This is a genomic window from Streptomyces sp. SID8374, assembly GCF_009865135.1.
Taxonomy (GTDB): domain Bacteria; phylum Actinomycetota; class Actinomycetes; order Streptomycetales; family Streptomycetaceae; genus Streptomyces.
On the sequence record NZ_WWGH01000002.1, the window covers coordinates 772,079 to 798,109 of the forward strand.

A 26,031-nucleotide genomic window follows, 5' to 3' on the forward strand; every position below is an offset into this window, starting at 1 on the left:
ACTTCCCCTCCTGGCCGACGGTCCATGGACCGTTCTCGTCATCCGATTCACCCGATCATGTACGGAACGGGCCACGCCGCCAACTGCCCCGGTGGTGGACGGCGGATTCGGGCCATGCGACCCGTGTGTTCGGTGTGTTCACCGGGGGCAGTGGGGGATCCGGAGCGGCGGCCGCTGCCGGACCTCGTCAAGGAACAGCTCTGTCGCACTGCTCACCTGACGCATCAGCTGGGTGTCTTAGATCCGGTCCAGAGAGAGGTACTGCCGGGCCAGCCCTTCTCCAGCCGACTGAACAGAGGGTGGGCGTGCAGCGCTGTCATGGTGATGATTGCGCGAGCGGAACGTCCGGTCCGGGTGGCCGACGGACGGCCGTGACCCATGCCACGTCCGGCCCCGTACGATGGCGCGGTGCTGGTGAAGTGGATTCGCTGTTCCGTGGTGGACCGTCATGGTTTCGAACGGGGTCAGCGGAAGTGGGCGGGGCTGCTCGGCGAGCCGGGGTTCAGGGGGCAGAGCGGCGGGTGGAGCCGAACACGCCCCGATGTCGCCCACGTCTTCGCGTTCTGGGAGAACCGCGTCTTCTACGACTCGTTCATGGCCCGTGGACACGACCAGCTGGCGACCGGGCAGACGGGCACGTTCCGTGACATGCAGGTCATGCTCTTCGAGCGCCGCTTCGACGTGAAGACGGGCTTCGAGCCCGACTTCACCGAGGCGGACGTCGTCAGGGTCGCGCACAGCAGCGTCCACGAGGACCGGGCCGAGCACTTCGTACTGATGCAGAAGCAGGTGTGGAACCCGGCGATGGCCGGTTCCCCCGGGATGCTGCGCGGGGTCTTCGGGGAGGCGCCCGGCAACGAGTTCCTCGTGCTCTCGATGTGGAAGTCCAGTGCCGAGCGGGGCAAGTACCGCGCCGACGGGGCGGAGCGCCTGGCGGCCCGCGCGCAGACCGCGACGGATGTGGCGGCGCTGACGGGGGACGTCGTCGAGTTGGAACCCTCCTGGACGGTCTGACGCGGATCACGCGTGGACGGTCCGCTACGGATCAGGCGCGACCCTGATGGGGGTTACGCGCGACCCTGATACGGATCACGCGCGACCTCTGTGGATCACGTGCGGTCTCTACAGATCACGTGTGATCTATACGGATCACGCGGAAACGCCGTACACCGCCTAGGGTCGGTGCATGGCACGACCGCAGCGCATTGTCCTCGTCCGGCACGGCGAGTCGGAGGGCAACGCCGACGACACGGTGTACGAGCGGGAGCCCGACCACGCGCTCCGGCTCACCGCGAGGGGCCTGCGGCAGGCCGAGGAGACCGGGGCACTCCTGCGCGAGCAGTTCGGCGAGGAGGGGGTGAGCGTCTACATCTCGCCCTACCGCCGCACCCACGAGACGTTCCGGGCCTTCGGCCTCGACCCCGCCCGGGTCCGGGTCCGCGAGGAGCCCCGGCTGCGCGAGCAGGACTGGGGCAACTGGCAGGACCGGGACGACGTACGGCTCCAGAAGGCCTACCGGGACGCGTACGGGCACTTCTTCTACCGCTTCGCCCAGGGGGAGTCGGGCGCGGACGTCTACGACCGGGTCGGCGCGTTCCTGGAGAGCCTGCACCGCAGCTTCGAGGAGTCGGACCACCCGGAGAACGTGCTGCTGGTCACCCACGGACTGACCATGCGGCTGTTCTGCATGCGCTGGTTCCACTGGTCGGTCGCGGAGTTCGAATCGCTGTCCAACCCGGGCAACGGCGAGACACGGACCCTGCTCCTCGGCGAGAACGGCCGCTACACCCTTGACCGGCCCTTCCAGCGCTGGCGCACCCCGGAACCGTACGGCCGCACCGGATAGAGTGGCAGGGCGATGACCGTTGATTCTGCTTCCGAGCGGCGCTTCGAACGCGCCCTGGCCAGCCTGCGTGGCCTGTCCGTGGGAGACGCCCTGGGCTCCCAGTTCTTCGTCCCGGTCAACTACCCGCTGCTCAAACAGCGCGTCCTGCCGCCCGGCCCCTGGCAGTGGACCGACGACACCGAGATGGCCTCCTCGGTCCTGGCCGTGCTCACCGCCCACGGCCGTATCGACCAGGACGCCCTCGCGCACTCCTTCGCCGAGCACCACGACTTCGACCGGGGCTACGGGCCCGCCGTGAACCGGCTGCTCCGGCTCGTACGGGAGGGCGGCGACTGGCGCGAGCTGGCCTCGGCGCTCTTCAAGGGGCAGGGGTCGTGGGGCAACGGTTCCGCCATGCGGATCGCCCCGCTCGGCGCCTGGTACGCGGACGACCCGGAGCAGGCCACGCACCAGGCCGAGATCTCCTCGTACACCACCCACCAGCACCGCGAGGCCGTCGTCGGCGCGATGGCCGTCGCGGCGGCCGCCTCGCTCGCCGCGGCCCCGAGCGGGCCCCCGACGCCCGAGGAACTCCTCGACGGCGTCATCGCCCTGGTGCCCCGCAGCGCGGTCGGCGCCGGGCTGCGCAGGGCCCGCGACATGCTGGACTACCAGGACGCCGGTACGGTCGCCGCCGTCCTCGGCAACGGCCGCCGGACCAGCGCCCATGACACCGTGCCGTTCGCCCTCTGGTCGGCCGCCAGGAGCCTCGGGAACTTCGAGGAGGCCTTCTGGCTGACGGCCCAGGCGGGCGGCGACGTCGACACGACCTGCGCCATCGTCGGTGGAGTGGTCGCCGCCGGTACGGCCGGGGCGCCGCCCGCGAACTGGCTGGCGCAGACGGAGGAACCCCCCGGCTGGCTGCTCCCGGCGCACCACTGACGGTATGTCGGGGGACTGTCACGGTCCTGCCACAGCCCTCACTCTGAGTGTTCGCGAACGCGAGTTCGGGACTACTCTTTCGGCCACGCCGCCTCTGTTTGATCTTGACCGGTCGATCTCCACGGGCGCGCGCCGAATGAGATGCCGGGACCACGCGCCGCCCGAGGCCGCGCGGGTGCCCGGTGGGGGAGGGGTCCCATGTCCGACCGACCGTCCACGGAGTCCGGGGCGTCAGAGCCGTCAGAGCCGTCCAAGACGTCCGAGGCGTCAGCTCCGCCGGCCGACGGCTCGCCGACTCCGCAGTCGCAGCCGTCACCGTCGCCGCCCTCCGAGCAGGCCGCCCCGGCCGCGCCCCTGCCACCGGCCCCGCAGCCCGGCCCCTACGCGACCCAGGGCGCCCAGCCGCCGGCCACCCCCGCCTATCTCCACGCCCAGCGGCAGCGGGCCCAAGGCGCGCAGCAGACCTGGCAGCCCGGCCGCCCCTGGCAGCCGCCCGTCAGCCGCCCCGGCGCGACGGCCAAGCTGCGCCCGGCCGCACCGCCCCTGATCCGGCCCGCCGTCCTCTGGTCGGCCCTGGCCACCGCCGTACTCAGCGCGCTCCTGCTCGGCGACGGCCTCGGGGTGAACCTCCTGATCGTCGCCGTGCCGGCCGCCCTGGCCGCCGCCTTCGCCGCGCGCGCCGCGGGCCGCCGGCTGCGGCCCTGGACCGCCACCTGGGCCGTCGGCGGCCTCGCCCTGCTCGCGGTTCCCGCCCTCCGGGACGCGGGGTGGCCGACCTTCCTGGCCATCGTGTCGGCCTTCGCGCTGGGCTCGCTCGCGCTGCACGGCAGCCGGAGCTGGCTCGGGGTGCTGATCGGCTCCGTGGGCACCCTGGACTCGATCGGATCGGGGATCCGGTGGGGCTGGCACGGGGTACGGGAGCGGGCCGACGACTCCCGGGGGCGCTGGGGCACCGCCGTACGCACCACGGCCGTGGCCCTCGGGCTCCTCGTGGTGTTCGGGACGCTCTTCGCCAGCGCCGACGCCAACTTCGCCGACCTGCTGGGCCGCCTCACCCCCGATGTGACGATCGTCGACGGCCCCCTGCGGACGTTCCTCTTCCTGGTGGGACTGGTCGGCGCGCTGGCCGCCGCCCGCACCGCCGCCGCCCCCGTGCGCTGGGACGGGCTCACCGTCAAGGCGGGCAAGCCCCGGGGACGTACGGAGTGGGCCCTTCCGCTCATCGTCCTCGACCTGCTCTTCGCCGCGTTCGTCACCCTCCAGCTCGTCGTCCTCCTCGGCGGCTACGACAAGTTGCACGAGGAGACCGGGCTCAACCACGCCGACTACGCCCGCCAGGGCTTCTGGCAGCTGCTCTGGGCCACCCTGCTCACCCTCCTCGTGATCGCCCTGGCCCTGCGCTGGGCGCCGCGCGGCGGCAGCCGGGACCGGACGCTGGTCCGCGCCGTGCTGGGCCCCCTCTGCGTGCTCACCCTCGTCGTCGTCGCCTCGGCGCTGCGCCGCATGGACCTGTACGTCGCGGAGTACGGGCTGACCCGGCTGCGCATCTCCGTGGCCGCGATGGAGCTCTGGCTCGGCGTCGTGATCGTCCTGATCCTGGCCGCCGGGGTCTTCGGCGCCCGGCTCCTGCCGCGCGCGATCGCGGTCAGCGCGGGGGCCGCCGTCCTGGCCTTCGGCCTGATCTCCCCGGACGCGGTCATCGCCGAGCAGAACGTCCAGCGCTTCGAGGTCCGCAAGTCGATCGACCTCGACTACCTCAAGGACCTCTCCGCCGACGCCGTACCGGCCCTGGACAAGCTGCCGGAACCCCAGCGCTCCTGTGCGCTCCGGGTCATCCAGCGCGAACTGGACGGCGCCGACTCCCCCTGGTACGCGACGAGCTGGGGCGAGGCCCGGGCCGCCGAGATCCTCCGCGAGCGCCCCGCGACCACCGAACGCCGCTCCTGCTACGCGCTGGGCACCGACGGCGTACGGGAGGGCGAGCGGGACGGCCACGAGCAGGGCCACGACGACTACGACCCGTACTGATCCCACCCCGGCCAGGCGCCCGTCGGCCGAATCTCGGTGTGCACGGTGCCCCGGGGTGTCGCTGCCGTCGCTCTCGGCGTACGCTGACTGGCGCCATGCCGTACGAACCACCCACGCACACCGTCGAGCGCTCGCTTCGCGCTACCACCGGTGCCAGGACCGTAGCCGGTGTCGACGAGGTCGGACGCGGGGCGTGGGCCGGACCCGTCACCGTGTGTGCCGCGGTCACCGGCCTGCGCCGACCGCCCGAAGGCCTCACCGATTCCAAGCTGTTGACGCCCCTGCGGCGTGCCGCGCTCGCCCCCGTGCTGGAGAGCTGGGTCACCGCCCACGCCTTGGGGCACGCCTCCCCGCAGGAGATCGACGACCTCGGCATGACCGCTGCGCTCCGGCTCGCCGCCGTACGCGCCCTGGAGGGGCTGCCGGTGCGGCCCGACGCGGTGATACTCGACGGCAAGCACGACTACCTGGGCGCCCCCTGGAAGGTCCGTACGGTCATCAAGGGCGACCAGTCCTGCATCGCGGTGGCGGCCGCCTCGGTCATCGCCAAGGTGCACCGCGACCGGATGATGGCCGAACTGGGCGGGGAGTCCGAGGAGTACACGGACTTCGCCTTCGGTGCCAACGCGGGCTATCCCTCGCCGGTGCACCGGGCCGCGCTGGAGGAGCGGGGGCCCACGCCCCACCACCGCCTCTCCTGGGCCTATCTGGACGCGCTGCCCCGGTGGCAGCACCTGAAGAAGGTCCGTTTCTCCGCCGAGGCGGCCGCACTCGAAAGCGGGGGCCAGCTCGGCTTCGAATTCTGATCGCGCGCAGGCGCCCACCAGCGATGCCGACCGACCACGTCGGCCCACGACCAACCACCTTCCTGCCTCTCTCTTCCTCCAGGAGCCTCAGATTCACGAGAGTGCCCAGGGTCCCCGCGTCACCCCGGCCGCCGGCCGTACCGCGCCGACCCCCCGTCCCGTACCAGGTCCGCGTTCCGCGGCCACGCCGCGTCCCGGCCGCCCGGGCCCCGGCCCCGCGCGCCCCACGCCTCCGGCACAGCGCGCACACCCCGCACCCGTACCCGCGCCCGCAGCGCCCAGGAGCGCTCCGGGCCGGCCGGAGAATCGTTCCGCGCCGCAGCTCCAGCTGATCCCGGCCCCGGCCGGCGGAGCCCTCGACGCGGCCGAGGAAGCGGTCGACCTGCTGCTGGAGTCCGGCCGTGCGCCGGGCGACATCCTGGTGCTCACCACCGGTGAGCAGCACCCGTGGGCCGCCCACGAGCTGTCCTTCGGCGAGGCCGCGTACTGGGCCCAGCAGGACGCGGGCGACGACGTCTTCTTCGCCGACGCCTCCGCGGTCGACCGGGCGAAGCCCCGGCCCGTGGTCGTCGTCGCGGTCAACGGCGACGCCGGTGGGACCGTGGCCCGCGCGCTGCCCGTCGCACGTGACCGCGCCGCCGCGCTGCTGATCGTCTGCGGGGACCCGCAGACGATCAACTCCGCACTCGGCGCGGGCGTCTGAACCGGCGCACCCGTTCGAACCGAGGAGCCCCGGCCGCCCGTGAGGGCGGCCGGGGCTCCGGCGGGTTCAGCGGTGGTTCACCGGGCGGCCGAGCGGCGCAGCGCCTGGGCCGACCCGCCACCGGTCCGCGTCAGCGCGGGCCGCTGTTCGGAGACGAGGTCGGCCAGCGGGGCCGGCTCCGACAGGGAGCTGGGCCGCCGCCCGCCCCGCCCCTCGCCGAGCACCTGCCAGCCCCCGCTGGTCAGCGTGATGTACGCACCGCACCGCAGCCCGTGCAGGGTGCAGGCGTCCCGCAGCCCCCACATCCACGCGCCGTCCTCCTCGGTCCACCGCTCGTCGCCCTCACGGCAGTAGAGCAGCACGGCGGTACGCACCGGGGTACGGCGGCGCAGATCGTGCGGGATGACCCGCCGCAACTGCGCCAGCAGGGCGTTGCGGAAGTCCCAGCCGTCGGCCGCCGCCGTGTCGCGGCGGGTGAACGAGGCGCTCGCCGTGAGCCGTTCCTCATGGTCGAGGACCGCGACGACGGCGGTGGAGGGCGTCGGCCGGTGCCGGGAGTGCAGTCCGCTGACGACCTCGCGCGGACTGGCCAGCAGCGGTATGCCCGCCGAGGCCCACTCGGCGGGTTCGAGCAGCCGGGCAAGGCGGTTGACGGAGTCCGCGGAACCCGGTGGGGTCGAGAACGCCGATATCGAAGTGGCTGCGGACGGGGCGAATCCGAAGGTCATGGTCCTCCCTTCGTTACGCGCCCATGGTGCGGGCAGGGTCGAGTGAGGGCGCGCCGCGGCACAGCCCTTCCGGGCCCGACGAGAACTGTGCGGGGAGCAACCCCAATTCTTCCTGGCGTATCGGCGGGCGGCAACGAGCAATTGGCGACGCTGACGGGTATCGGCCGGAATGCTACTGATATCCCTGCCCAGCCCCGGCCGGATGACGCCTCCCGTCACCCCTGAACCGCGAGGACCAGCGGACACACTCCCTGGGCTCCGGCCCGCCGCAGCAGCCGAGCGGCGACGGCCAGCGTCCAGCCGGTGTCGGAGAGGTCGTCCACGAGCAGGACCGGACCGCCGGCGGACTTCAGTGCCTCTGCCAGCTCCGGCCCGACGACCAGGGCCTCGTGCAGGGCCCGCACCCGCTGTGCGCTGTTGGTCTGCGACATCGTCAGATCCTCGGCGCCCGGGGCGTACGTCACCGTCCCGAGCAGCGGCATCCGGCCGATCTCGGCGATGCGTCGGCCCAGGGACCCCACCAGCTGCGGCCGGCGGCGGGAGGCGACGGTGACCACACCGACCGGGCGGGGAGCGGCGTCGGGCGCCCCGGAGGCCCAGCCGCCGGGGCCCTTGGCCCAGTCGGTGAGCACGGTGACCACGGCGTCCGTGACATCGTCCGGAACCGGTGCGTCCGGTGCCTGCGCCGCCAGCATGGGGCGCAGCCGGTTGCCCCAGCCGATGTCGGAGAGACGGCCCAGCGCCCGTCCGGCGGAGGAGAGTTCACCGGCGGGGATACGCCCCTTGAGGTCGACGCCCACCGCGGCCAGACCGGTGGGCCACATCTTGCGGGGGGCCACCTCCACCCCCGGGCGGCCCAGCTCGCTGCGGGCGCCGTCCAGGGCGGCGGTGGAGACCTTGTCGTCGAAGCGGGCACCCGCGCAGTTGTCACAGCGCCCGCACGCGGTGGCCTCCTCGTCGTCCAGCCGCAGCCGCAGGAACTCCATCCGGCACGCCGTCGTGGTGGCGTAGTCCCGCATGGCCTGCTGCTCGGCGGCCCGCTGCCGGGCGACCCAGGCGTAGCGCTCGGAGTCGTAGACCCATGGCTCGCCGGTGGAGATCCAGCCGCCCTTGACCCGCTTCACCGCCCCGTCGACGTCCAGCACCTTGAGCATCGTCTCCAGGCGGGTCCGCCGCAGATCGACCAGGGGCTCCAGCGCGGGCAGGGAGAGCGGCCGCTCCGATCCGGCCAGGACGTCCAGGGTGCGGCGCACCTGCTCCTCGGGCGGGAAGGCGACCGAGGCGAAATACTGCCAGATCGCCTCGTCCTCCTTGCCGGGGAGCAGCAGCACCTCGGCGTGCTCCACCCCGCGCCCCGCGCGCCCGACCTGCTGGTAGTAGGCGATGGGGGAGGAGGGCGAGCCCAGGTGCACGACGAAGCCGAGGTCGGGCTTGTCGAACCCCATGCCCAGCGCGGAGGTGGCGACCAGCGCCTTGACCCGGTTGGCCAGCAGGTCGTCCTCCGCCTGCTGCCGGTCCGCGTTCTCGGTCCGCCCGGTGTAGGACGTGACCGTATGGCCGTTCTGGCGGAGGTAGGCCGTGACCTCCTCGGCCGCCGCGACCGTCAGCGTGTAGATGATCCCGGAGCCGGGCAGCTCCCCGAGGTGGTCGCCCAGCCAGGCCAGCCGGTGCGCTGCGTTGGGCAGTTGGAGCACGCTCAGGCTCAGGCTCTCCCGGTCCAGCGGACCGCGCAGCACCAGCGCGTCCGTGCCCGCCCCCGTGCCCAGCTGCTCCGCGACGTCCGCCGTCACACGGGCGTTCGCCGTGGCGGTGGTGGCCAGCACCGGGACGCCGGAGGGAAGATCGGCGAGCATGGTCCGCAGCCGCCGGTAGTCCGGCCGGAAGTCGTGTCCCCAGTCGGAGATGCAGTGCGCCTCGTCGACCACCAGAAGCCCGGTCGCGGCGGCGAGCCGGGGCAGCACCTGGTCCCGGAAGTCGGGATTGTTCAGCCGCTCCGGCGAGACCAGCAGGACGTCGACCTCACCGGCCGCCACCTCGGCCTGGACACTCTCCCACTCCTCCGTGTTGGACGAATTGATCGTGCGGGCGCTGATCCCCGCCCGCGCGGCCGCCGCGACCTGGTTGCGCATCAGCGCCAGCAGCGGCGAGACGATCACGGTCGGGCCGCTGCCCTGCGCGCGCAGCAGCGAGGTCGCCACGAAGTAGACCGCGGACTTGCCCCATCCGGTGCGCTGCACGACCAGCGCCCGGCGTTTGTCGGCGACGAGAGCCTCGATGGCCACCCACTGGTCCTCGCGCAGCCTGGCCTCACCCGTGGCATCCCCGACGAGGCGGGCGAGGACGGAGTCGGCCGAAGCCCTGAGTGCTGCACGGTCTGCGTTGGTCATCCCCCCATGCAACCCGATGACGACCACAAACCGCGAACGGCGGGGCGAGCCTGTGGATAACGTTATCCACAGGGGTCGCGGGATCCGGCGGCTCGCGGGACCTTCGAGTCATGAACAAGCACCACGAATCCACCGGCCCGGCCGACGGCCGCCAGATCACCCTGCGCGGCCCCGCCGAACTGGCCGACGCCCTCCCGTACCTGATGGGATTCCACCCCGACGACAGCGTCGTGATGGTGGCGCTGCACGGCGGCCAGGGCCGGTTCGGCGGCCGGCTCCGGCTCGGCATCCCGCGGGCGCCCGGTGAATGGGGGCCGGTCGCCGAGCATCTCGCGGAGAGCCTGATCACGGGGAGCGAGCGCCGCGGCGGGCGGCCCGAAGCGATTCTGATCTTCCTCTGCCAGGACTCGCCGGACGGCGGGAGCGGCCGCGCGACCATGGAGCGGTTGCGGCCCTTCGCCCAGAGCCTGCGTACGGCGTGCGGAGCCCTCGACGTGCCCGTGCTCGAAGCGCTCTGCATCTCCGACGGCCGCTACTGGTCCTACTGCTGCCCCGACGGCCGGTGCTGCCCGCCCGAGGGAAGCCCCCTGGCCATGCCCGGTACGACGGTGATGGCCGCCGCGGCCGCCTACGCGGGGATCCAGGTGCGGGGGACGCTGCGCGACATGGAGGCGCGGCTCGCTCCCTGGCAGGCACCGGACGAGGCCTACGCGCAGTTGCAGGCGCTGGACCGGGCCGCGCCGTCGCTGGTGCCCCGGATCCTGGACGAGCGGACCAAGGCCCAGGTGACGCAGGAGACCCTCGCGCTCGCCCGTACCCTCCTGGGCCGCCTCGGCCGGACGCGGCCCGCTCCGGAAGCGGTCTCCGACTTCGGCGACGACCAGCTGATCACCGAGGACGAGGCCGCCGCCGTCATCCTCGGCCTCCAGGACCGGGAGACCCGGGACAAGGCCGCGGTCTGGATGGAGGGCCCCGACGGCCACCGCGCGCTGCGGCTGTGGCGGACACTCGCCCGCCGCTGCGTCGGGCCGTACGCAGAGCACGCGGCGGCTCCGCTGACCCTGGCGGGCTGGGTCTGCTGGTCCACCGGCGACGAACCCGGCGCCCGGGTCGCCCTGGCCATGGCGCTCCGGGCGGACCCGGAGTACACATTCGCGCAGCTGCTGCACCGGGCGTGCAACGAGGGGCTGGATCCGGAGACCCTGCGCCGCTGCCTCCGGGGTGACGGCGGCGGTGGCGGTGGGGAGCCGGAGGCGGCGGGTGCCGAGGAGGCCGGGGCGGCGGCGGAGGCCGTGGCCGCGAGGGCGCCCGCCCCGCAGGTCCGCAGGGTCAGGCCGGCCGCGGCCCGGGTACGGCGGCGGGGGAGCGGCCACCGGGTCACGGACGCCGGAGGCAGGACACCGACGCCCGGCACCGCCCGGCCGGGGGCGATGGTGGCCGGGCGCCGGATGCGGGACGTCCGGCGGTACGGCCGACGGGGCACCGGGACGCGTCGCTGAGGGCGGGTGGCCGGGCGGGGCCGTCGACCGCCCGGCCCACCTGACGGGCCCACACGACGGCACCGCCCTACGGACCGCCCTACGGACCGCCCCACGGCACCGCCCGGGACCGGAGCGCATCAACCTTTCGACGGGTACGGCCGGATCCGGCCGTACCCGGGATTTCCCCGATCACCGGAGTACCGAAGGGAGTGTTTATCGTCAGGCAGACGACTATGATCACGGCATGCCGCCCTACGACCCGTCGACCTTCCCTCCCTTCGCCGTCACCGTGGACCTGGTCGTGCTCACGGTGCGCCGCCACGCGCTCTGCGCGCTGGTGGTCCGCCGAGGGGAAACCCCGTTCCAGGGCCGGTGGGCGCTGCCCGGCGGCTTCGTCAGGACCGACGAGGACCTCGCATCCGCGGCGGCGCGTGAGCTCGTCGAGGAGACGGGGCTGTGCGCCCACGATCCGGCCAAGCCCGCCGTGGGCAACGGCGCGCACCTCGAACAGCTGGCCACCTACGGGGACCCGGCGCGGGACCCCCGGATGCGCGTGGTCAGCGTCGCGCACCTCGCCCTCGCGCCGGACCTGCCCGCGCCCCGGGCCGGCGGGGACGCCCACAGCGCACGCTGGGCGCCGGTCGAGGATCTGCTCAGGGAGGGCGAGCAGGCGACACCGCTCGCCTTCGACCACGCGCGGATCCTGGCCGACGGGGTGGAGCGCGCCCGCTCCAAGATCGAGTACTCCTCACTGGCCACGGCGTTCTGCCCGCCCGAGTTCACGGTCGGGGAGCTGCGCCGGGTGTACGAGGCGGTGTGGGGCGTGGTCCTCGACCCCCGTAACTTCCACCGCAAGGTCACCGGCACCCCCGGATTCCTGGTGCCCTCCGGCGGGACCACCACGCGGCAGGGCGGCAGGCCCGCGCAGCTGTTCCGGGCCGGGGCGGCCACGGTGCTCAACCCGCCGATGCTGCGGCCCGAGGTCTGACGGCGGGGCCTTTCGGCGGCCCGGGAAGTGCGGAACACCCGCGGGCACACTGCTGCACGAAAAGTCGGAAATGTCGCGTTATGTTGCTGCGGTACCCCTCTGCCGCCGAGCGGTCTCACCTTCAGCGAGAGAACGCGAGAGAAGCGATGCTCCAGGCCATCGGACTCACCAGCACCCCCCGTCGCGACGCTCCGCCCGCCGTGGACGACCTGACCTTCGAGGCCCCGCCCGGCCGTGTCACCGCCCTGCTGGGTGCCCCCGGCTCGGGCAAGACGGCGGCCCTGCGGCTGATGCTCGAACTCGACTCCGGCCGGGGCGTCGCCTACTTCCGGGGCAGGCCGCTGCACCGCATCGCCCACCCGGCGCGTGAGGTGGGCGTGCTGCTCGGTGACGTACCGGGGCATCCCTCCCGTACGGCCCGCGGGCAGCTCCGGATGCTCTGCGCGGCCGCCGGAGCGCCCGTGGCCCGGGCCGACGAGATGCTCGAAGTCGTGGGCCTCGCCGGGCTCGGGGACCAGCGCCTGGGCACCCTGTCGGTGGGGATGGACCGTCGCCTCGGCCTCGCCTCGGCCCTGCTCGGCGACCCGCACACCCTCGTCCTGGACGAACCCGCAGAGGGCCTCTCCCCGCGCGAGAACAGCTGGTTGTACGGGCTGCTGCGCGCCCACGCGGCCCAGGGCGGAACGGTTCTGTACGCCACCGCCGACCCCAAGGAGGCCGCCCGCACGGCCGATCGCGTCGTCACCGTCGACGGCGGCCGCCTCGTCGCGGACCAGGAGGTCGCCGACTTCGCCCGCACCCGGCTCCGCCCCCGCGTCGCCGTCCGCACCCCGCACGCGGCCCGGCTCGCCGCCGTGGTCAGCCGGGAGGCCCGCGCCGCCCAGCGCTCCGTCGAGGTGGTCCCCGAGCCGAACGGCCGGCTCACCGTGTACGGCTCCACCTGCGCCGAGGTCGGCGACACCGCGTTCCGGCACGGCGTCCCCGTCCACCAACTCGCCGACGAGATCGGCGACACCGGCCCCGCCGCCCCACCGCCGGACACCGGCGAGGCCCGGCAGCCCTCCGCCGCAGCCCTCTCCGAACTGCCGCCGCCGATCAGGGCGCGCCCCGCCCGAGGCCCGCTGCGCCCCATCCGGTACGAACTGCGGCGCTCCCTCGGCGTACGGACGACGACCCTGATCATGGCGTCCGTTCTGCTGGTCTCCGCCGCGCTCTCCGTCCTGCTGGCCCGCACCGGCTCCACGCCCCTGCCGCGCGCGCTCGCCGCCTGGCCCGAGCTGCTGCCGCTGCCTCCGGCCGCCCTGGGCGCGGGCATCCTGGGCGCCCTCTCCTTCGGGGACGAGTTCCGCTATCCCGCGCTCGCCGCCGGACGCGGCACCGTTCCTCGCCGGATCGGCCTGCTGATGGCCAAGCTGACGGTGACCGCCGGTTTCGCCCTCCTGCTGGCCGCTCTCACCGTCGCCTGCGGAGCGCAGAGCCTCCGGCTCTTCTACGGACCCGAGTTGCTCACCGTTCCCACCAACGCCGTGGTGCTCGGGGCGAGTTGGGTGTGCCTGACGGTGGGCTGTGCCTGGGCCGGGCTGCTGGCGGCGGGGGTCTTCAGGGTGGCCGGGGCCGGGATCGCCGCCGTACTGGCCGTTCCGGTGCTGGTGGTTCCGCTGGTGCAGAAGGTGTTCGAGGCTCCGTCCACGCGTTCGGTCACCGGGCTTCCGGCGAGGCTGCGCGAACTGGCCTGGTGGCAGCTGCCGCAGGAGGCGGACCGCTGGGTCCTGGCCGTGGCGCGCGTGGTGGCGCAGCCCGTGGGCGCCGCGCTCACCCTGTCGTTGTCGGCCCTGATCTGTGCGTATCTGTTCACCAGCCTTCGCGGAAAGGTGCGTTGGTGATCACCCTGGTCCGGCGTCGAGGCGAGGAGCCCGTAACTCCCTAGAAAATGCCTGGTTCATGCGCATATGGCGTCAATTGCGGCCTGGGCGCCGATCACCCTTTCGTGTGCTTTTCACCAAAGACCTCAAGGGGCGGACGAGCCGCGCCGACAAAGGATGCGTGAGTACCCTTGCGCACACCATGATGACCGCCGCCCGCTCCGCCGATTCCGGCCTGGCCGGCTCGGGCGAACTCGATCGCTATCCCTATACGGAGGCGCCGGCCGGCGAGCGCGCCGCGGCGCGGCCCTGGGGCGGTTCCGATTCCGAGTTGGGGCGGGCGAGCCGACGGGGAGCGGCCAGCCGCGGACGCGGCCTGCACGGTCAACTCGTCCAGCAGCTGGGCCAGATGATCGTCTCCGGCGATCTCGGCGCGGACCGCCCCCTCGTTCCCGAGGAGATCGGCCAGCGCTTCGAGGTCTCCCGCACCGTCGTACGCGAGTCCCTGCGCGTCCTGGAGGCCAAGGGGCTCGTCAGCGCGCGCCCCAATGTGGGTACGCGGGTCCGCCCGGTCAGCGACTGGAACCTGCTGGACCCCGACATCATCGAGTGGCGCGCCTTCGGTCCGCAGCGCGACGACCAGCGCCGCGAGCTGGCCGAGCTCCGCTGGACCATCGAACCCCTCGCCGCCCGCCTCGCCGCCGGCCACGGCCGGGAGGATCTTCAGCAGCGCCTCGGCGACATGGTGGAGATCATGGGCCACGCGATGGGGCAGGGGGACGCGATCACCTTCTCCCGCGCCGACGCCGAGTTCCACGCCCTGCTCATCCAGGCCGCGGGCAACCGGATGCTCGAACACCTCTCCGGCATCGTCTCGGCCGCCCTGCATGTCTCCGGCGGCCCGGTCACCGGCTGTGACCGTCCGGGCGAGGCCTCGCTCGCCCACCACGCCCGCATCGTCGACGCCCTGGCGTCCGGCGACTCCACGGGTGCCGAGACGGCCATGCGCCAACTGCTCGTCGTCCACCCCGACGTGGAGCGTGTCGTCCCCGCGCCGCGCGAGCACTGACCGCCCCACGGCCGGGGTGGACAGGCCCTGTGCCGCCGGACCGCACGGGTCCGGCGGCACAATTGTGAGGGGATGCCCTCCCTGGCACGGTTCGTCGCGAATGAGGTGTGACTCGGGCCACGCGGATTGGGCGTAACACTCCTCGAAGCAGCGCGATGACTTAAGAGGTGACCGCCGCGGAAGGAATACAGCAGCCCTTGGGCGCGCTGTTCAGTTCTGAGGCCAAACCCGCGCCGTCGACGACATCCCCAGTCGGCGGTCGTCGGCTCCAGCCCTCTCCAGGGCAGGGCCGGAAGCCGTTTCCATCGTTCCGAGAGGTTGTTCGTGTCGGCCAGCACATCCCGTACGCTCCCGCCGGAGATCGCCGAGTCCGAGTCTGTGATGGCGCTCATCGAGCGGGGAAAGGCTGATGGGCAGATCGCCGGCGATGACGTGCGTCGGGCCTTCGAGGCTGACCAGATTCCGCCAACCCAGTGGAAGAATGTTCTGCGCAGCCTCAACCAGATCCTCGAGGAAGAGGGTGTGACGCTGATGGTCAGTGCCGCGGAGTCGCCGAAGCGCGCCCGCAAGAGCGTCGCAGCGAAGAGCCCGGTCAAGCGCACCGCCACCAAGACTGTCGCGGCGAAGACCACCGTGACGAGGACCGTCGCGGCCACCGCCGCCCCGGCGGCCGAGAGCGCGGACGCGGTGGCCGACGACGCCGTCGCGGCCGCCCCCGCGAAGAAGGCGGCAGCCAAGAAGACGGCTGCCAAGAAGACCGCCGTGAAGAAGACGGCGGCCAAGAAGACAGCGGCGAAGAAGTCCGGCAAGCAGGACGACGAGCTTCTCGACGGTGACGAGGCCGTCGAAGAGGTCAAGGCCGGCAAGGGCGAGGAAGAGGAGGGCGAGGGCGAGAACAAGGGCTTCGTCCTCTCCGACGACGACGAGGACGACGCGCCTGCCCAGCAGGTCGCCGTCGCCGGCGCCACCGCCGACCCGGTCAAGGACTACCTCAAGCAGATCGGCAAGGTCCCCCTCCTCAACGCCGAGCAGGAGGTGGAGCTCGCCAAGCGCATCGAGGCGGGTCTCTTCGCCGAGGACAAGCTGGCCAACGCCGACAAGCTCGCGCCGAAGCTCAAGCGCGAGCTGGAGATCATCGCCGAGGACGGCCGCCGCGCCAAGAACCACCTCCTGGAGGCCAACCTCCGTCTGGTGGTCTCCCTGGCCAAGCGCTACACCGGCCGCGGCATGCTCTTCCTGGACCTGATCCAGGAGGGCAACCTCGGTCTGATCCGCGCGGTCGAGAAGTTCGACTACACCAAGGGCTACAAGTTCTCCACGTACGCCACCTGGTGGATCCGTCAGGCGATCACCCGCGCCATGGCCGACCAGGCCCGCACCATCCGTATCCCGGTGCACATGGTCGAGGTCATCAACAAGCTCGCCCGCGTGCAGCGCCAGATGCTCCAGGACCTGGGCCGTGAGCCCACCCCGGAGGAGCTGGCCAAGGAACTCGACATGACCCCCGAGAAGGTCATCGAGGTCCAGAAGTACGGCCGTGAGCCGATCTCGCTGCACACCCCGCTCGGCGAGGACGGCGACAGCGAGTTCGGTGACCTGATCGAGGACTCCGAGGCCGTCGTCCCGGCGGACGCGGTGAGCTTCACGCTCCTCCAGGAGCAGCTGCACTCGGTCCTGGACACGCTCTCCGAGCGTGAGGCCGGCGTGGTCTCGATGCGCTTCGGTCTCACCGACGGCCAGCCCAAGACGCTGGACGAGATCGGCAAGGTCTACGGCGTGACGCGTGAGCGCATCCGCCAGATCGAGTCGAAGACGATGTCGAAGCTCCGTCACCCGTCGCGCTCGCAGGTCCTGCGCGACTACCTCGACTAGTCGAAGGCACTGATCAAGGCCCTGGCCTGCGCTTATGGCGTAGGTCGGGGCCTTTTTCGTCGGGCACAGCGCTCCCGGTCAAGGTATCGACACACGGAACGTAAGGTCTGGCGGAATGAACATCACGGACATAGCGGCATATCTCGATTCATGGTTGCTGCACCTGTCAGCCGAGCGTAAGAGCGCCCAGACGCTCAAGACGTACGGCGACGGAGTGCGCGCGTTCATCCGGTGGGCCGAGCGCGAGGGCCGGGCCCCGTCACTCGATCGGCCGACCGTGAACGCGTTCGTGGCGGCCCTGCTGGACGCGGGGGCGTCGGCATCCACAGCACGTAGCCGACAGCTCGCGGTACGTCGCTTCTCGGCGTGGCTCGCCGATGAGGGCGAGATCGCGGCCGACGCCCTTTCGGCGCTCAAGCCGCCGAAGCTGGACCACAAGGTCATCCCCGAACTGGACGACGAGCAGCTTCGGGCTCTGGTGAAGGTCTGCACGGGCAACGACTTCCGGGCCCGGCGTGACGAAGCGATCATCCGGCTCATGGTGGAGACGGGGCTCCGTGCCGGTGAGGTCGTTGGCATGACCACGCCCGACGTGGATTTGAAGGCCGGGGTGGCGATCGTGCAACGGGGCAAGGGCGGCAGGGGGCGGCCGGTGCCGTTCGGGCCGCAGACGGGCCGTGCGATCGATCGATACCTCCGAGCCCGCCGGGGGCACCGCATGGCAGAGCTGGACGCTCTGTGGCTCGGAGACCGTCAGCGCGGGTTCAGCTATCAGGCCCTCTACAGCGCGCTCAAAGGCCGAGCGGAGGCAGCCGGAATCGAAGGCTTCCACCCCCACGTTCTGCGGCACACGGCGGCCGGTAGGTGGCTTGCTGCGGGCGGTTCCGAGGGTGGCCTGATGGCCGTGGCGGGATGGAGCCGCCGGGACATGATCGACCGGTACACCAGGGCGACCAGCCAGCGCAGAGCCGCCGACGAAGCGCGAAGGCTGTCCCTCGGCGACTGGTGAGGCTGTCGGCAGGCTCCTCGTACGGTGTGCTCCTCCCCGAGAGAGAGGGCCTGCCCGTGACTCCAGAGCAACGCCGCACGAAAGCCCGCGCTGCCGCGTACACCAGGTGGGCGAGGGAGGACGACCCCTCGGGTGCCACCTCGGCGGCCCGTGAAGCCTTCCTGAAACGCTTCGAGGATCAGGTGGACCCTGCGGGCCGGCTCGCCCCGCAGGAGAGGGCCAAGCGGGCCCAGGCGGCCCGCAGGGCGTACTTCCAGGCCCTCGCATTGAAGTCCTCCATCGCTCGCCGCGCCGCGTAGGACAGGTCCACCGAGAGGCCGTCCAGGAACCTCCTGGGCGGTCTCTTCTCGTGCGCATATGTGCCCCGGGCGCTCAGGCCCCTTGGACGCTTGGAAGGACCCGGCAACATCTACCTCTAGATGGACTTCCACGAATCCGAAGGTGAAGATCAACCGAACTCGCGCGGACCTGGGCGTTTCCCCTGGCCTGTGGCGGTAGCGAGGGCTCGCCCGGGGGCTAAACGGGGTCCTCATGGCCCCGATTCGGATAGTTCTGTCGCAGGGCACCGGGAGCGTTGGAGGCACAGCCGGGGCACCCCGCACCGGCCCCCTCGAAAGGGCCCCGACATGGCCTCCCACTTCAACCGCCACGCCCTCCGTGCCGCCCGCGACGCCAAGCCCATCTCCCGGGCCAAGCTCGGGGCCAAGATCGGCTACGACCCCCAGAGCCTCTACGGGTACGAACGCGGGCTCGCCACGCCGTCCGTGAAAGCCCTGTGCGCCCTCGCTGACGCCCTGGACGTGACCCCCGGCGAGTTCTTCGCCGACGACGGGAACGACCGGTGAACGCCCCCGTGGAGCCGCTGGGCGAACCCGACCTGACCGACGCCCAGTTGCGCCGCATAGCCGTACTGCTCGGGCTACTCGACAGCCCGGCCGACGACGACACAGAAACCGAGGCTGCATGAAATCCGTGATCGTCCCCACTGATGTCGCGGTGGCGTTCCTTGTCCGCGAAGGGGCGAGCAAGGAACAGGCCCAACGGTGGATCTACAACCGGAGCAAGACCGGACGGCTCACCAATCACGGCAAATCTGGTAACGGGCAGGCCCGTTGGGATCTCGCCGAGATCGACGCCCTGATCAAGAAATGAAACGACCCCCGGGGAAAGCAGCCGGGGGCCGTAACCGTCAACCGTTCGGACCCGCGAACTGGTCGGCGTTCATACCTGAAAGAGGTAACCCTCATGGTACAGCCGCATTCCGGCACTGAAACCCCGCCGAGCGGGTCCGGCACACACCCCATTTTCGACCGACCGTTGCCCGTCGGACCGGATGATGAACTCACGCCGAGCGACCGCCTTGCCCTGATAGAAACCGACCGGCGGCAACTGGAAGTGGCCCAACGAGCTGAATACGAGCTGGCACGCAAGAAGGCATCACGTCAGGCCGATGAAGAGCTGGAAGCCGAGAAGGATGCCGCCCGCCGCCTGAAAGCAGTACCCATGACCGAAATCAGCGAGAAGCGGACGGATTGGATCTGGAAAGACCGCGTTCCGGTAGGCGAAGTAACCCTGATCGCCGGAAAGGGTGGGGTCGGCAAATCAACCATGCTGGCCAAACTCGGCGCGGACATCACAACTGGACGGCTGCTAGGGCAGCATTTCGGCCAACCCCGCGATATTCTGTACGTCGCCAACGAAGACGACATCGAACGAACAGTTAAGCCGCGTTTCGTAGCGGCCGGTGCAGATATGGCGCGCGTGCGCCTAGTGACGCTGGAAAACGGCGGCCTCATCGACATGAGCCGTGACTGTGAACGCTTCGGTGAACTCGCCCGCGAGGCGAACGCCGTATGCATAATGTTCGACCCCCTGTCCTCCAACCTGGGACACGGCAAGAGGAACGACCAGAGTGACATGCGCAAGGTATTCGAAGCCATTCAGCGCATGGCCACGAAATACGAAATCGCTGTCGTTGGGCTGGCTCACACCCGCAAGGGGCACTCCGGGGACCTCCTCGAAGCCATCATGGGAAGCTCAGAACAGGGCAACGTATGTCGCTCAGCTATCGGAATCATCGAAGACGACGAGAACCCTGGGCATTACGTGATGTCTCAGGAAAAGTCGAACCTGTCGAAGAAAAGCCGAATCGAATCACTTGAGTACACGATCGAAGATTTCGGGTACTCGGCGAACGGGGAGTACATCGAGACATCCCGTATCGGCGAAATGGTCCGCACGCACAAGACGGTTGGCGATCTCATCGCCGATCAGGGAGACGGAGGCAAGGCCGCAGATGCCCGCGAATGGCTCCGTGACTACCTGATGACCCACGGGGCGGCGACCAGGGCCGAAGTCGTCGCAGCGGCCAGAGGGAAGCACGCAGAACGCACCCTGCGGCGCGTAGCCGCTCGCATGTGCACGTCGAGTCGCGTCAACGGAAACGGGCCCGCGATATGGGAGCTGAGCCCATGACGCCCAGCGCGTGTGGCCCAATGGCCCAACGGCCCAACGAGGCGTGTTCGTCGGGCCAGAGCGTCCATTGGGCCAACCCTAGTGGCCCGACGCTAACCCAACACAGAGAGTAAGAAATACCAGGTCAAGATATATATTCTCTCTACGGTTGGGCCGTTGGGCCATTGGGCCAGAAGTGCCTAAGAGGGCCCCCCTTTTCTATTGGGCCATCGGTCAGGCCAGGCGCTCATGGCCCGGCGGCTGGACGGCCCACAGGGAGCCGTTCGCCGCCCTCCCCGCACAACGAGACCGATCGGCACCGCGAAGCCGTCAGGACGCCGCACAGCCTCCTCGCTGGGCGTACCGAACTGGACGCCCCACCCGAAAGGAATCCGCCATGAGCGAGACCCCCAACTTCCCTGACCTCGTCCCCGATGGTTGGGCCGAGACCTACGGCACCCCTGTCCCCCTTCCCGAGGATTTCGAGAGCTGGACGGAGATCCCTCAATCCTGGACGCATCCATTTGGCCGGCTGATAAATTCCGCAGGCGAGCATTTCGCCATCACCAATGCCGACTGGGACCGCTTTATTCGGTCCGCACGCGTTCGCGTAGGGCAGATAGGCGAGATGCGCGAAATGCATTCCCGAGGCATCGGGGTGGCTCCGATATGGAATAAACCTCACTCCGAACAGTTCGCGCACGAAGCGAAACGACGCAAGGAAACGGGCGACCCGACGTGGCCGCTTTGGCGGGCTCAAGGGCTCGAATTCGACCGGATGGAAACCGAGAGTCAGGTGTGACGCATACCACGCCGTATCCTCTATTCCGGAATAGAGGGAGATAGGCGTACTCTCGAATAGAGCGCGGGAACGCTTCATGAGTTGGGAGAGGGTGCCGCGACCACTGTGGCACCCTCTCTTTCCTTTTCCCTCGGTAGCTAGGTGGCTACCTACCGCAGACGCGAGTGGCTGGGCGGCCCTCGGAATGCGTCACAGGGAAAGCGGCTTCCTGCTCCACTTCCCGGCGGCTGGGCGGCTGTCGCCGCACCGATGGCTAGGTGGTCCTCGGAGCGTACGGAAAACCCACGTACACACTCCAGAAGAGGACAACTGTCATGGAATTCCCCACCCTTCACGCCGTTCAGGAAGAACTCGCGGCCCTGCTCAATGAGGCCCGCACCGAGGACGGCGGCCACGATGTCGCCAAGATCCGCAGCATCAGCGGCACCAATGCCGAAAAGCTCGCCAAGATCAAGGCGCTCAGCGTCCGCGTCGCCGAACTCAAGGCGATGGGCGAGGCGTCCGGCCGACTGTCCGGCGACGGCGCGCAGGCGTTCAAGACCGGCGTCACCGGCTCGCACAAGTCTGCGACCACCAATACCGCTCACGGGGCCCACCAGTGGGCGGAGGACACCGCCCAGGCCCTCACCAAGGCGGCCGAGCGGAACGGCGTCAAGGCCCTCACGTCCGGCAGCGTGGACGCCCCCACGATGGTCCGTACCGGCCTGTTCACCATGCCGACCAACCCGGCCCGGCTGCTCGACCTCATCGTGAACGTCCAGTCCGTCCCCGGCAACGAGTACGAGTACCTCCAGCAGACCGTCCGTACGGACAACGCAGCCGCGACGCCGGACAGCACCACCAAGCCCACGTCGATCTACACCGTGGCCTCCAAGCAGGACCGGGTGAGGGTGTACGCACACCTGTCGGAGCCCGTCCCGCTGCGTCTCTTCGCCGACCACAAGGACCTTCGGCCCTTCCTGGAGTCGGAGATGTCTCGGGGCGTCCTGGACGCCCTCGAAGCCGACATCGTGAGCGGGGCGACCGGCGGTGAGAACGTCGTCGGCATCCTGGAGACCTCCGGCGTCGGGACGACCGCGTACAGCAGCAGCATCCCGGTCACCCTCCGGAAGGCCCTCACGGCCATGCAGAACGCCCACGAGGCCCCCACCGCCTGGGCGCTCAACCCGGCCGACGCCGAAGTCCTCGACCTCCTCCTCACGGCTGACGGGGAGTACGTGGGCGGAAGCGCTGACGGCGGATTCGCCTACATCAACATCTTCGGCAACATCCCCCGTGTCGTGACCACTTCGGTGCCCGCCGGCTCGGCGCTCCTCGCCGACTGGTCGCAGTGCCGCCTCTACGTCCGGCAGGGCACCACGATCGACGTGGACGCGTCCGGGGCCCTGTTCGACACCAACCGGGCCAAGTTCCGGGCGGAAGGCCGTTTCGGGTTCGCCGTGAACCGCCCGGCCGCCTTCCGGGTCATCGACCTGACCGAGTGACCGGGTAACGCCCCGCAAACCGGGGGCCCTCCTGTTGGGCCCCCGGCTCCCCGATTGACCCGCAGATCGGCGAACTGCCATGAAACCTGCGGACGTTACTCAAGCGGACCTCCAACTGGGCTACGCGTGCATGGACAGGGACCACTTCGCGGCCCTGTACCCCGGCTCAACCACACACCGAGAACTCGAAGCCGAAGTAGTGCTGCGTCGCAAGCTGCTGCCACGACTGCCGACCCGTGCAGAGCTGGTCGCCTGCCGACGTGCAGCTTCCTGAACTCCCCACTGCCAGGCCCCGCGTGGGTGGTGCGGCACAGGAGACCCGGCACCACCACCCACCACACGATGAGTAGGTGTTCCCTGATCGCTGAATCGATTACGGAATCCTACTCATCGTTGCGTTTCTGCTGCTTCCGAAACACTGAACTTGAAAACCTGTTGCCTTCCACTCATTGGAATCATTGCCCAATGATGACGAGACGCCGGAATGTGGCACGTATGCGCAATCCTGAGCCTTTTGGACAAGTGATTCTGTGACCAATTCACTCGAATTCCCAAGCGAAGCCCTTGCCGCCATCGCCGAGCGCGACACCGACAGTCGGAGAGTGGGCCGCAATTACCCCCTCAAGGCGTCTCCAGGCGAACGGAACGCAGGGAACGGACCCATGACCGCGTACTGGCCGCGAAGAAGCGCACTACCTACCGCCATCGGTCGCCCGTGGGGGTAAAAGCACCCACCCCCGGCGGACCCTCGCGCGCGAACGGGGCCCCAACTCGGAGCCATGCATAAACGCTGCATACTCATGCAGCCACCCCGGGGGGTGGGTATGCGGCCGATGTCTACCCCCCGGACGACCCCCGCCCCTGTGAACCGTTTCCCTCCCTATTCGTCAGACTGACGAGAACTCAATAAACATGCAGGTCAGAGGCATGATCGATTCGAGCCGGCGGAGGGGCGCAGGCCGCACCCCCTGACCGGGCTGCATATTCGCCGCATATTCATGCGGCACTGCATATTCACCGTATAGATTGGAGGCCGATTATGCATCGTCGGCTGTGTATTGGATGTGGAACACCGTTCGAGGGGAGAAAAGGCCGGAAGTTCTGCCGAGAGCTGGAGTGCGTGCGGGCTCGACGGGCAAAGGCGTACCGGGATTGGTACGCCAATGCCCGCGCTAACGGGATGCCGTCCCGGAAAACCGGCGTCGTCCCCTGCGCGGGGTGCGGAAAGCCCTGTATGGGAGGGAAGGGGAGCCTTCCGGAAGGGCAGAGGCGTTGTCGGGAGTGTCGGGCGAAGTGACGCCCAATTAGCGGTCGAGAGCCGTAATAGCGTTGGCGATGATTCCACGGGCCGCCTGCCCCCGCACAGCGTGCTCAGAGAGTCGATCGAACGCCCGCGTATACAGCTTCACTTGGCCCGGTTGAACGAGGGTCTGGGCGGCGTCCAGCGTGTCAGCATGGACCCTCTTCTTGTCGAACATGGTGAAGGTGGCCATCGGCCAGGCGGTCCGCTCAGCGGCGAACGGGATGATGCCCACGGCGACCCTGGGCAGGGCCATGACGGCCAGGAGGTGCCCGTACTGAGCGGCCATCGTCTCGGCGTCGGCGACGCGGTACCGCAGAACCGACTCCTCCAGCACGATCAAGAACCGGCGGTTGCCCTCCCGGATGACCCGGTTGCGGTCCATGCGGGCCGCCACGGCCTCGCCCACGTCGTTCTTGGTCCCCCGGAAGGCCGCGATGGACGAGAGCAGCGCCGTGGCGTACTCAGGCGTCTGGAGGAACCCGGGGATCACGTCGGAGCAGTAGACGCGGAACAGCTTGGTGCGGTCGTACAGGGACGCCCCGCTCTCCTGCAAGCGTCGCAGGCCGGTGCCCTGGAGCCGCCTCCACTGGACGTACGCCTCCGCCGACTGCCGGTTGGCCGCCGCCAGGTCGTCCGCTTGCTCAGAGGCTCCACAGGCGACGCACCAGGCCCGAATGTCGGCGTCTGACGGGGGCGTTCGGGCGTTCTCGATCCGCGAGGACTTCGACTCGTGCCATCCGCAGCGGACGGCCAGTTCGCGCCCCGAAATACCGGCGTCCAGGCGGAGTTCCCGAAGGCGGGCAGCTAGAGCCTCGCGTGCCTTCTGGACGTTGGGGGACGGGTGGTGGGGCAACGAACTGGCCGTTCTGTCAGATCTCGAACTGTTCGTGTGGGGTGGCGAGTTGCCAGACGCTCTCGAATGCGGAGCGGCACAGGTCGGCAACCGCCGGCTCGTCCGTGATCTCGTCCTCCACCACGGCACCGTCACCCGAGAAGTGGTGAACCCGCAACAGGGTGCCGTCGAACAGCCAGAAGTCGTTGCCCGGCAACGAAATGCCGGTCGCCAACCTTCTGGGTAGCCATCGGACCTGTTCGCCCGCTGTCACGTTGGCGTGGGTGACGTAGTGCTCCCAGCGGATGTACTCGCTCACCGGCTCCGAGACGATCCGGGCACGCCGGATGGTGACGCCACGGGCCACGGTGTCGGAGATCAGTTGGTCGTAGGGATGCCACCAGGACTCCCGGTCCGCCCAGTTGATGCGCTCTCCCCGCTGCCACGCCTCGAATCGCTCCGTAGGCGCGTAGGAGTCGCGCATCTCCAGGTGGACGGCGGACCGCTGGCACTTCCCCAGCAGCTCACCGAAGCTGGGCACGCTCGACGGCATCACAAGCCTCCCTGATCATCGGGATCATCCGGGCCGGAATCCGGATGATCGCTTCCGTGTCCGGCACCGAGCCGTTCGCCGGACTGGTCGCCTCGCACTGCGCGTGGGTCTGCGCGTCAGGCTTCCAGCCTTGGAAGAGGACTTCCTGCGCCTCTGCGTCGGCCCACACGGTCGGGCAGTGGTCGCGGTCGGTGTTGGGGTCGATCCCCACGAACTCTACGGACATGCCAGCCTCCCGGCTCCAGGTGCTTGCTCGGACTTGCATGAGCCTTCCCTGCCTGGCCGGACGCGTCAACACCGCCTCGTGTGGGGGAAATTGGCGTGCAAGTCTGTGCAAGGAAGTGGAGTCACGGCGCGGGCGATCCCTAGCGTCAGGGCAGGGCCTGACCAGGGCTCTCCTGCCACACCCGTTCGCAGCCGGGGAGAGATTGACGATGCGCCATAAGACGACTCAGGAGCGGCCGGTAGAGCTGCCGGTGGGGTTCAATGCATGGCTGCTGGACTGCGCCCCGGCTCCGGGCTGCGCGACTTGCCGGACCGAATGGCGGAGCCTCAAGACGGCCGAGGAGGCCGGGGACATCTCGCGGGCCGCCAACCACGCCACGAAGATCCGCGACCACGCTTCGGGGAGCCACTGATGCCGATGGAGATGCAGACGTACCGGGACGGCCGCAAGGCCGCCGACGACGCGGCAGAGGCCATCAGGGCCGCTCTGGCCGGGCTGGGGCTTCCGGAAGGCGTCTGGGGCAGCGTGCGGCCGATGGTCACCCACAGCGGCAAGCCGTACGTCCACCTGGGCATGATGCGCGCCGACGCCGTTGCCAAGATCGCGGAGGCAGTCGGAACGGCAGAAGCTTCCGAACTCCCGCTCGAAGCAACCTGATTGTCAGTGCCTGGTGCGAC

At 70.2% G+C, this 26,031-nt stretch carries 26 protein-coding genes; 21 read left to right on the forward strand and 5 right to left on the reverse strand.

Annotation, left to right across the window (positions count from 1 at the left end):
• Positions 1 to 378: 378 nt before the first annotated feature.
• From GTY67_RS27095 to GTY67_RS27120, 6 genes are all read left to right on the forward strand, one after another.
• A complete protein-coding gene (locus GTY67_RS27095; RefSeq protein ID WP_093692318.1) occupies positions 379 to 1,014 on the forward strand; it encodes a YdbC family protein in 636 nt (211 codons plus the stop codon).
• Between the two features lie 172 nt (positions 1,015 to 1,186).
• Positions 1,187 to 1,846 (forward strand): histidine phosphatase family protein, encoded by a 660-nt coding sequence (locus tag GTY67_RS27100; RefSeq protein ID WP_093692317.1) that lies wholly within the window; start codon positions 1,187 to 1,189, stop codon positions 1,844 to 1,846.
• Between the two features lie 12 nt (positions 1,847 to 1,858).
• Positions 1,859 to 2,767 (forward strand): ADP-ribosylglycohydrolase family protein, encoded by a 909-nt coding sequence (locus GTY67_RS27105; protein ID WP_093692316.1) that lies wholly within the window; start codon positions 1,859 to 1,861, stop codon positions 2,765 to 2,767.
• 198 nt (positions 2,768 to 2,965) lie between these two features.
• On the forward strand, positions 2,966 to 4,795 hold the full coding sequence (locus GTY67_RS27110) for a DUF4173 domain-containing protein (protein WP_161280584.1): 1,830 nt from the start codon (positions 2,966 to 2,968) through the stop codon (positions 4,793 to 4,795).
• Positions 4,796 to 4,890: 95 nt separating this feature from the next.
• Positions 4,891 to 5,601 carry a ribonuclease HII gene (locus GTY67_RS27115; RefSeq protein ID WP_093692314.1) on the forward strand — a complete coding sequence of 237 codons (711 nt, stop codon included), beginning with the start codon at positions 4,891 to 4,893 and terminating at the stop codon, positions 5,599 to 5,601.
• 91 nt (positions 5,602 to 5,692) lie between these two features.
• Positions 5,693 to 6,304, forward strand: a complete 612-nt coding sequence (locus GTY67_RS27120; RefSeq protein ID WP_161281606.1) for a hypothetical protein — start codon at positions 5,693 to 5,695, stop codon at positions 6,302 to 6,304.
• A 77-nt stretch (positions 6,305 to 6,381) separates the two neighbouring features.
• Here the strand turns inward: GTY67_RS27120 and GTY67_RS27125 are convergent, their stop codons facing one another.
• A complete protein-coding gene (locus GTY67_RS27125; RefSeq protein WP_161280585.1) occupies positions 6,382 to 7,032 on the reverse strand; it encodes a hypothetical protein in 651 nt (216 codons plus the stop codon).
• Between the two features lie 215 nt (positions 7,033 to 7,247).
• Complete coding sequence (locus tag GTY67_RS27130) at positions 7,248 to 9,419, reverse strand: RecQ family ATP-dependent DNA helicase (RefSeq protein WP_161280586.1); 2,172 nt, start codon at positions 9,417 to 9,419, stop codon at positions 7,248 to 7,250.
• 110 nt (positions 9,420 to 9,529) lie between these two features.
• On the opposite strand from GTY67_RS27130, the gene GTY67_RS27135 reads away from it, so the two are divergent.
• The 13 genes from GTY67_RS27135 to GTY67_RS27190 all read left to right on the forward strand — a co-directional run bounded on the left by GTY67_RS27135 (position 9,530) and on the right by GTY67_RS27190 (position 22,440).
• Positions 9,530 to 10,918, forward strand: a complete 1,389-nt coding sequence (locus GTY67_RS27135; protein WP_161280587.1) for a DUF4192 domain-containing protein — start codon at positions 9,530 to 9,532, stop codon at positions 10,916 to 10,918.
• 226 nt (positions 10,919 to 11,144) lie between these two features.
• Positions 11,145 to 11,888 carry an NUDIX domain-containing protein gene (locus tag GTY67_RS27140; protein ID WP_161280588.1) on the forward strand — a complete coding sequence of 248 codons (744 nt, stop codon included), beginning with the start codon at positions 11,145 to 11,147 and terminating at the stop codon, positions 11,886 to 11,888.
• Positions 11,889 to 12,034: 146 nt separating this feature from the next.
• Positions 12,035 to 13,771, forward strand: coding sequence for an ATP-binding cassette domain-containing protein (locus GTY67_RS27145; protein WP_161280589.1), 1,737 nt, complete (start codon positions 12,035 to 12,037; stop codon positions 13,769 to 13,771).
• A gap of 160 nt (positions 13,772 to 13,931) precedes the next feature.
• Positions 13,932 to 14,819, forward strand: a complete 888-nt coding sequence (locus tag GTY67_RS27150; protein ID WP_176727523.1) for a FadR/GntR family transcriptional regulator — start codon at positions 13,932 to 13,934, stop codon at positions 14,817 to 14,819.
• Between the two features lie 324 nt (positions 14,820 to 15,143).
• Positions 15,144 to 16,691: an RNA polymerase sigma factor gene (locus tag GTY67_RS27155; protein ID WP_018516292.1), complete on the forward strand. Its 1,548-nt coding sequence runs from the start codon at positions 15,144 to 15,146 to the stop codon at positions 16,689 to 16,691.
• A 115-nt stretch (positions 16,692 to 16,806) separates the two neighbouring features.
• Positions 16,807 to 17,700: a tyrosine-type recombinase/integrase gene (locus GTY67_RS27160; RefSeq protein ID WP_161280590.1), complete on the forward strand. Its 894-nt coding sequence runs from the start codon at positions 16,807 to 16,809 to the stop codon at positions 17,698 to 17,700.
• Between the two features lie 56 nt (positions 17,701 to 17,756).
• Positions 17,757 to 17,999: a hypothetical protein gene (locus tag GTY67_RS27165; protein ID WP_093755818.1), complete on the forward strand. Its 243-nt coding sequence runs from the start codon at positions 17,757 to 17,759 to the stop codon at positions 17,997 to 17,999.
• A 327-nt stretch (positions 18,000 to 18,326) separates the two neighbouring features.
• Positions 18,327 to 18,545 carry a helix-turn-helix transcriptional regulator gene (locus GTY67_RS27170; protein ID WP_161280591.1) on the forward strand — a complete coding sequence of 73 codons (219 nt, stop codon included), beginning with the start codon at positions 18,327 to 18,329 and terminating at the stop codon, positions 18,543 to 18,545.
• Positions 18,542 to 18,667 carry a hypothetical protein gene (locus GTY67_RS35375; RefSeq protein WP_272925845.1) on the forward strand — a complete coding sequence of 42 codons (126 nt, stop codon included), beginning with the start codon at positions 18,542 to 18,544 and terminating at the stop codon, positions 18,665 to 18,667. The genes GTY67_RS27170 and GTY67_RS35375 overlap by 4 nt, the downstream gene beginning before the upstream one ends.
• Positions 18,664 to 18,852 (forward strand): hypothetical protein, encoded by a 189-nt coding sequence (locus tag GTY67_RS27175; RefSeq protein ID WP_093755806.1) that lies wholly within the window; start codon positions 18,664 to 18,666, stop codon positions 18,850 to 18,852. The genes GTY67_RS35375 and GTY67_RS27175 overlap by 4 nt, the downstream gene beginning before the upstream one ends.
• Positions 18,853 to 18,945: 93 nt before the next feature.
• Complete coding sequence (locus GTY67_RS27180) at positions 18,946 to 20,175, forward strand: AAA family ATPase (RefSeq protein ID WP_161280592.1); 1,230 nt, start codon at positions 18,946 to 18,948, stop codon at positions 20,173 to 20,175.
• 376 nt (positions 20,176 to 20,551) lie between these two features.
• Complete coding sequence (locus tag GTY67_RS27185; protein ID WP_161280593.1) at positions 20,552 to 20,956, forward strand: hypothetical protein; 405 nt, start codon at positions 20,552 to 20,554, stop codon at positions 20,954 to 20,956.
• Between the two features lie 314 nt (positions 20,957 to 21,270).
• Positions 21,271 to 22,440 carry a phage major capsid protein gene (locus tag GTY67_RS27190; protein ID WP_161280594.1) on the forward strand — a complete coding sequence of 390 codons (1,170 nt, stop codon included), beginning with the start codon at positions 21,271 to 21,273 and terminating at the stop codon, positions 22,438 to 22,440.
• Positions 22,441 to 23,744: 1,304 nt separating this feature from the next.
• Here the strand turns inward: GTY67_RS27190 and GTY67_RS27195 are convergent.
• The 3 genes from GTY67_RS27195 to GTY67_RS27205 are packed head-to-tail and all read right to left on the reverse strand — an operon-like array spanning position 23,745 to position 25,354.
• A complete protein-coding gene (locus tag GTY67_RS27195; protein WP_161280595.1) occupies positions 23,745 to 24,596 on the reverse strand; it encodes a helix-turn-helix transcriptional regulator in 852 nt (283 codons plus the stop codon).
• Positions 24,597 to 24,612: 16 nt separating this feature from the next.
• Positions 24,613 to 25,128 (reverse strand): DUF6879 family protein, encoded by a 516-nt coding sequence (locus tag GTY67_RS27200; RefSeq protein WP_161280596.1) that lies wholly within the window; start codon positions 25,126 to 25,128, stop codon positions 24,613 to 24,615.
• A complete protein-coding gene (locus GTY67_RS27205; RefSeq protein WP_161280597.1) occupies positions 25,100 to 25,354 on the reverse strand; it encodes a hypothetical protein in 255 nt (84 codons plus the stop codon). Before GTY67_RS27205 ends, GTY67_RS27200 begins: the two co-directional genes overlap by 29 nt.
• A gap of 250 nt (positions 25,355 to 25,604) precedes the next feature.
• On the opposite strand from GTY67_RS27205, the gene GTY67_RS27210 reads away from it, so the two are divergent.
• Complete coding sequence (locus GTY67_RS27210) at positions 25,605 to 25,766, forward strand: hypothetical protein (RefSeq protein ID WP_237502927.1); 162 nt, start codon at positions 25,605 to 25,607, stop codon at positions 25,764 to 25,766.
• Positions 25,766 to 26,011, forward strand: a complete 246-nt coding sequence (locus GTY67_RS27215; protein WP_237502928.1) for a hypothetical protein — start codon at positions 25,766 to 25,768, stop codon at positions 26,009 to 26,011. Before GTY67_RS27210 ends, GTY67_RS27215 begins: the two co-directional genes overlap by 1 nt.
• Positions 26,012 to 26,031 lie beyond the last annotated feature (20 nt).

Excerpts from the sequence above, each read along its gene's own strand:
- GTY67_RS27125 (WP_161280585.1), bottom strand. The coding sequence starts at position 7,032 with ATGACCTTCGGATTCGCCCCGTCCGCAGCCACTTCGATATCGGCGTTC.
- GTY67_RS27185 (WP_161280593.1), top strand. The coding sequence starts at position 20,552 with ATGAGCGAGACCCCCAACTTCCCTGACCTCGTCCCCGATGGTTGGGCC.
- GTY67_RS27140 (WP_161280588.1), top strand. The coding sequence starts at position 11,145 with ATGCCGCCCTACGACCCGTCGACCTTCCCTCCCTTCGCCGTCACCGTG.
- GTY67_RS27135 (WP_161280587.1), top strand. The coding sequence starts at position 9,530 with ATGAACAAGCACCACGAATCCACCGGCCCGGCCGACGGCCGCCAGATC.
- GTY67_RS27205 (WP_161280597.1), bottom strand. The coding sequence starts at position 25,354 with ATGTCCGTAGAGTTCGTGGGGATCGACCCCAACACCGACCGCGACCAC.
- GTY67_RS27145 (WP_161280589.1), top strand. The coding sequence starts at position 12,035 with ATGCTCCAGGCCATCGGACTCACCAGCACCCCCCGTCGCGACGCTCCG.
- GTY67_RS27180 (WP_161280592.1), top strand. The coding sequence starts at position 18,946 with ATGGTACAGCCGCATTCCGGCACTGAAACCCCGCCGAGCGGGTCCGGC.
- GTY67_RS27170 (WP_161280591.1), top strand. The coding sequence starts at position 18,327 with ATGGCCTCCCACTTCAACCGCCACGCCCTCCGTGCCGCCCGCGACGCC.
- GTY67_RS27130 (WP_161280586.1), bottom strand. The coding sequence starts at position 9,419 with ATGACCAACGCAGACCGTGCAGCACTCAGGGCTTCGGCCGACTCCGTC.
- GTY67_RS27175 (WP_093755806.1), top strand. The coding sequence starts at position 18,664 with ATGAAATCCGTGATCGTCCCCACTGATGTCGCGGTGGCGTTCCTTGTC.
- GTY67_RS27100 (WP_093692317.1), top strand. The coding sequence starts at position 1,187 with ATGGCACGACCGCAGCGCATTGTCCTCGTCCGGCACGGCGAGTCGGAG.
- GTY67_RS27190 (WP_161280594.1), top strand. The coding sequence starts at position 21,271 with ATGGAATTCCCCACCCTTCACGCCGTTCAGGAAGAACTCGCGGCCCTG.
- GTY67_RS27200 (WP_161280596.1), bottom strand. The coding sequence starts at position 25,128 with ATGCCGTCGAGCGTGCCCAGCTTCGGTGAGCTGCTGGGGAAGTGCCAG.
- GTY67_RS27110 (WP_161280584.1), top strand. The coding sequence starts at position 2,966 with ATGTCCGACCGACCGTCCACGGAGTCCGGGGCGTCAGAGCCGTCAGAG.
- GTY67_RS27160 (WP_161280590.1), top strand. The coding sequence starts at position 16,807 with ATGAACATCACGGACATAGCGGCATATCTCGATTCATGGTTGCTGCAC.
- GTY67_RS27105 (WP_093692316.1), top strand. The coding sequence starts at position 1,859 with ATGACCGTTGATTCTGCTTCCGAGCGGCGCTTCGAACGCGCCCTGGCC.
- GTY67_RS27215 (WP_237502928.1), top strand. The coding sequence starts at position 25,766 with ATGCCGATGGAGATGCAGACGTACCGGGACGGCCGCAAGGCCGCCGAC.
- GTY67_RS27095 (WP_093692318.1), top strand. The coding sequence starts at position 379 with ATGCCACGTCCGGCCCCGTACGATGGCGCGGTGCTGGTGAAGTGGATT.
- GTY67_RS27115 (WP_093692314.1), top strand. The coding sequence starts at position 4,891 with ATGCCGTACGAACCACCCACGCACACCGTCGAGCGCTCGCTTCGCGCT.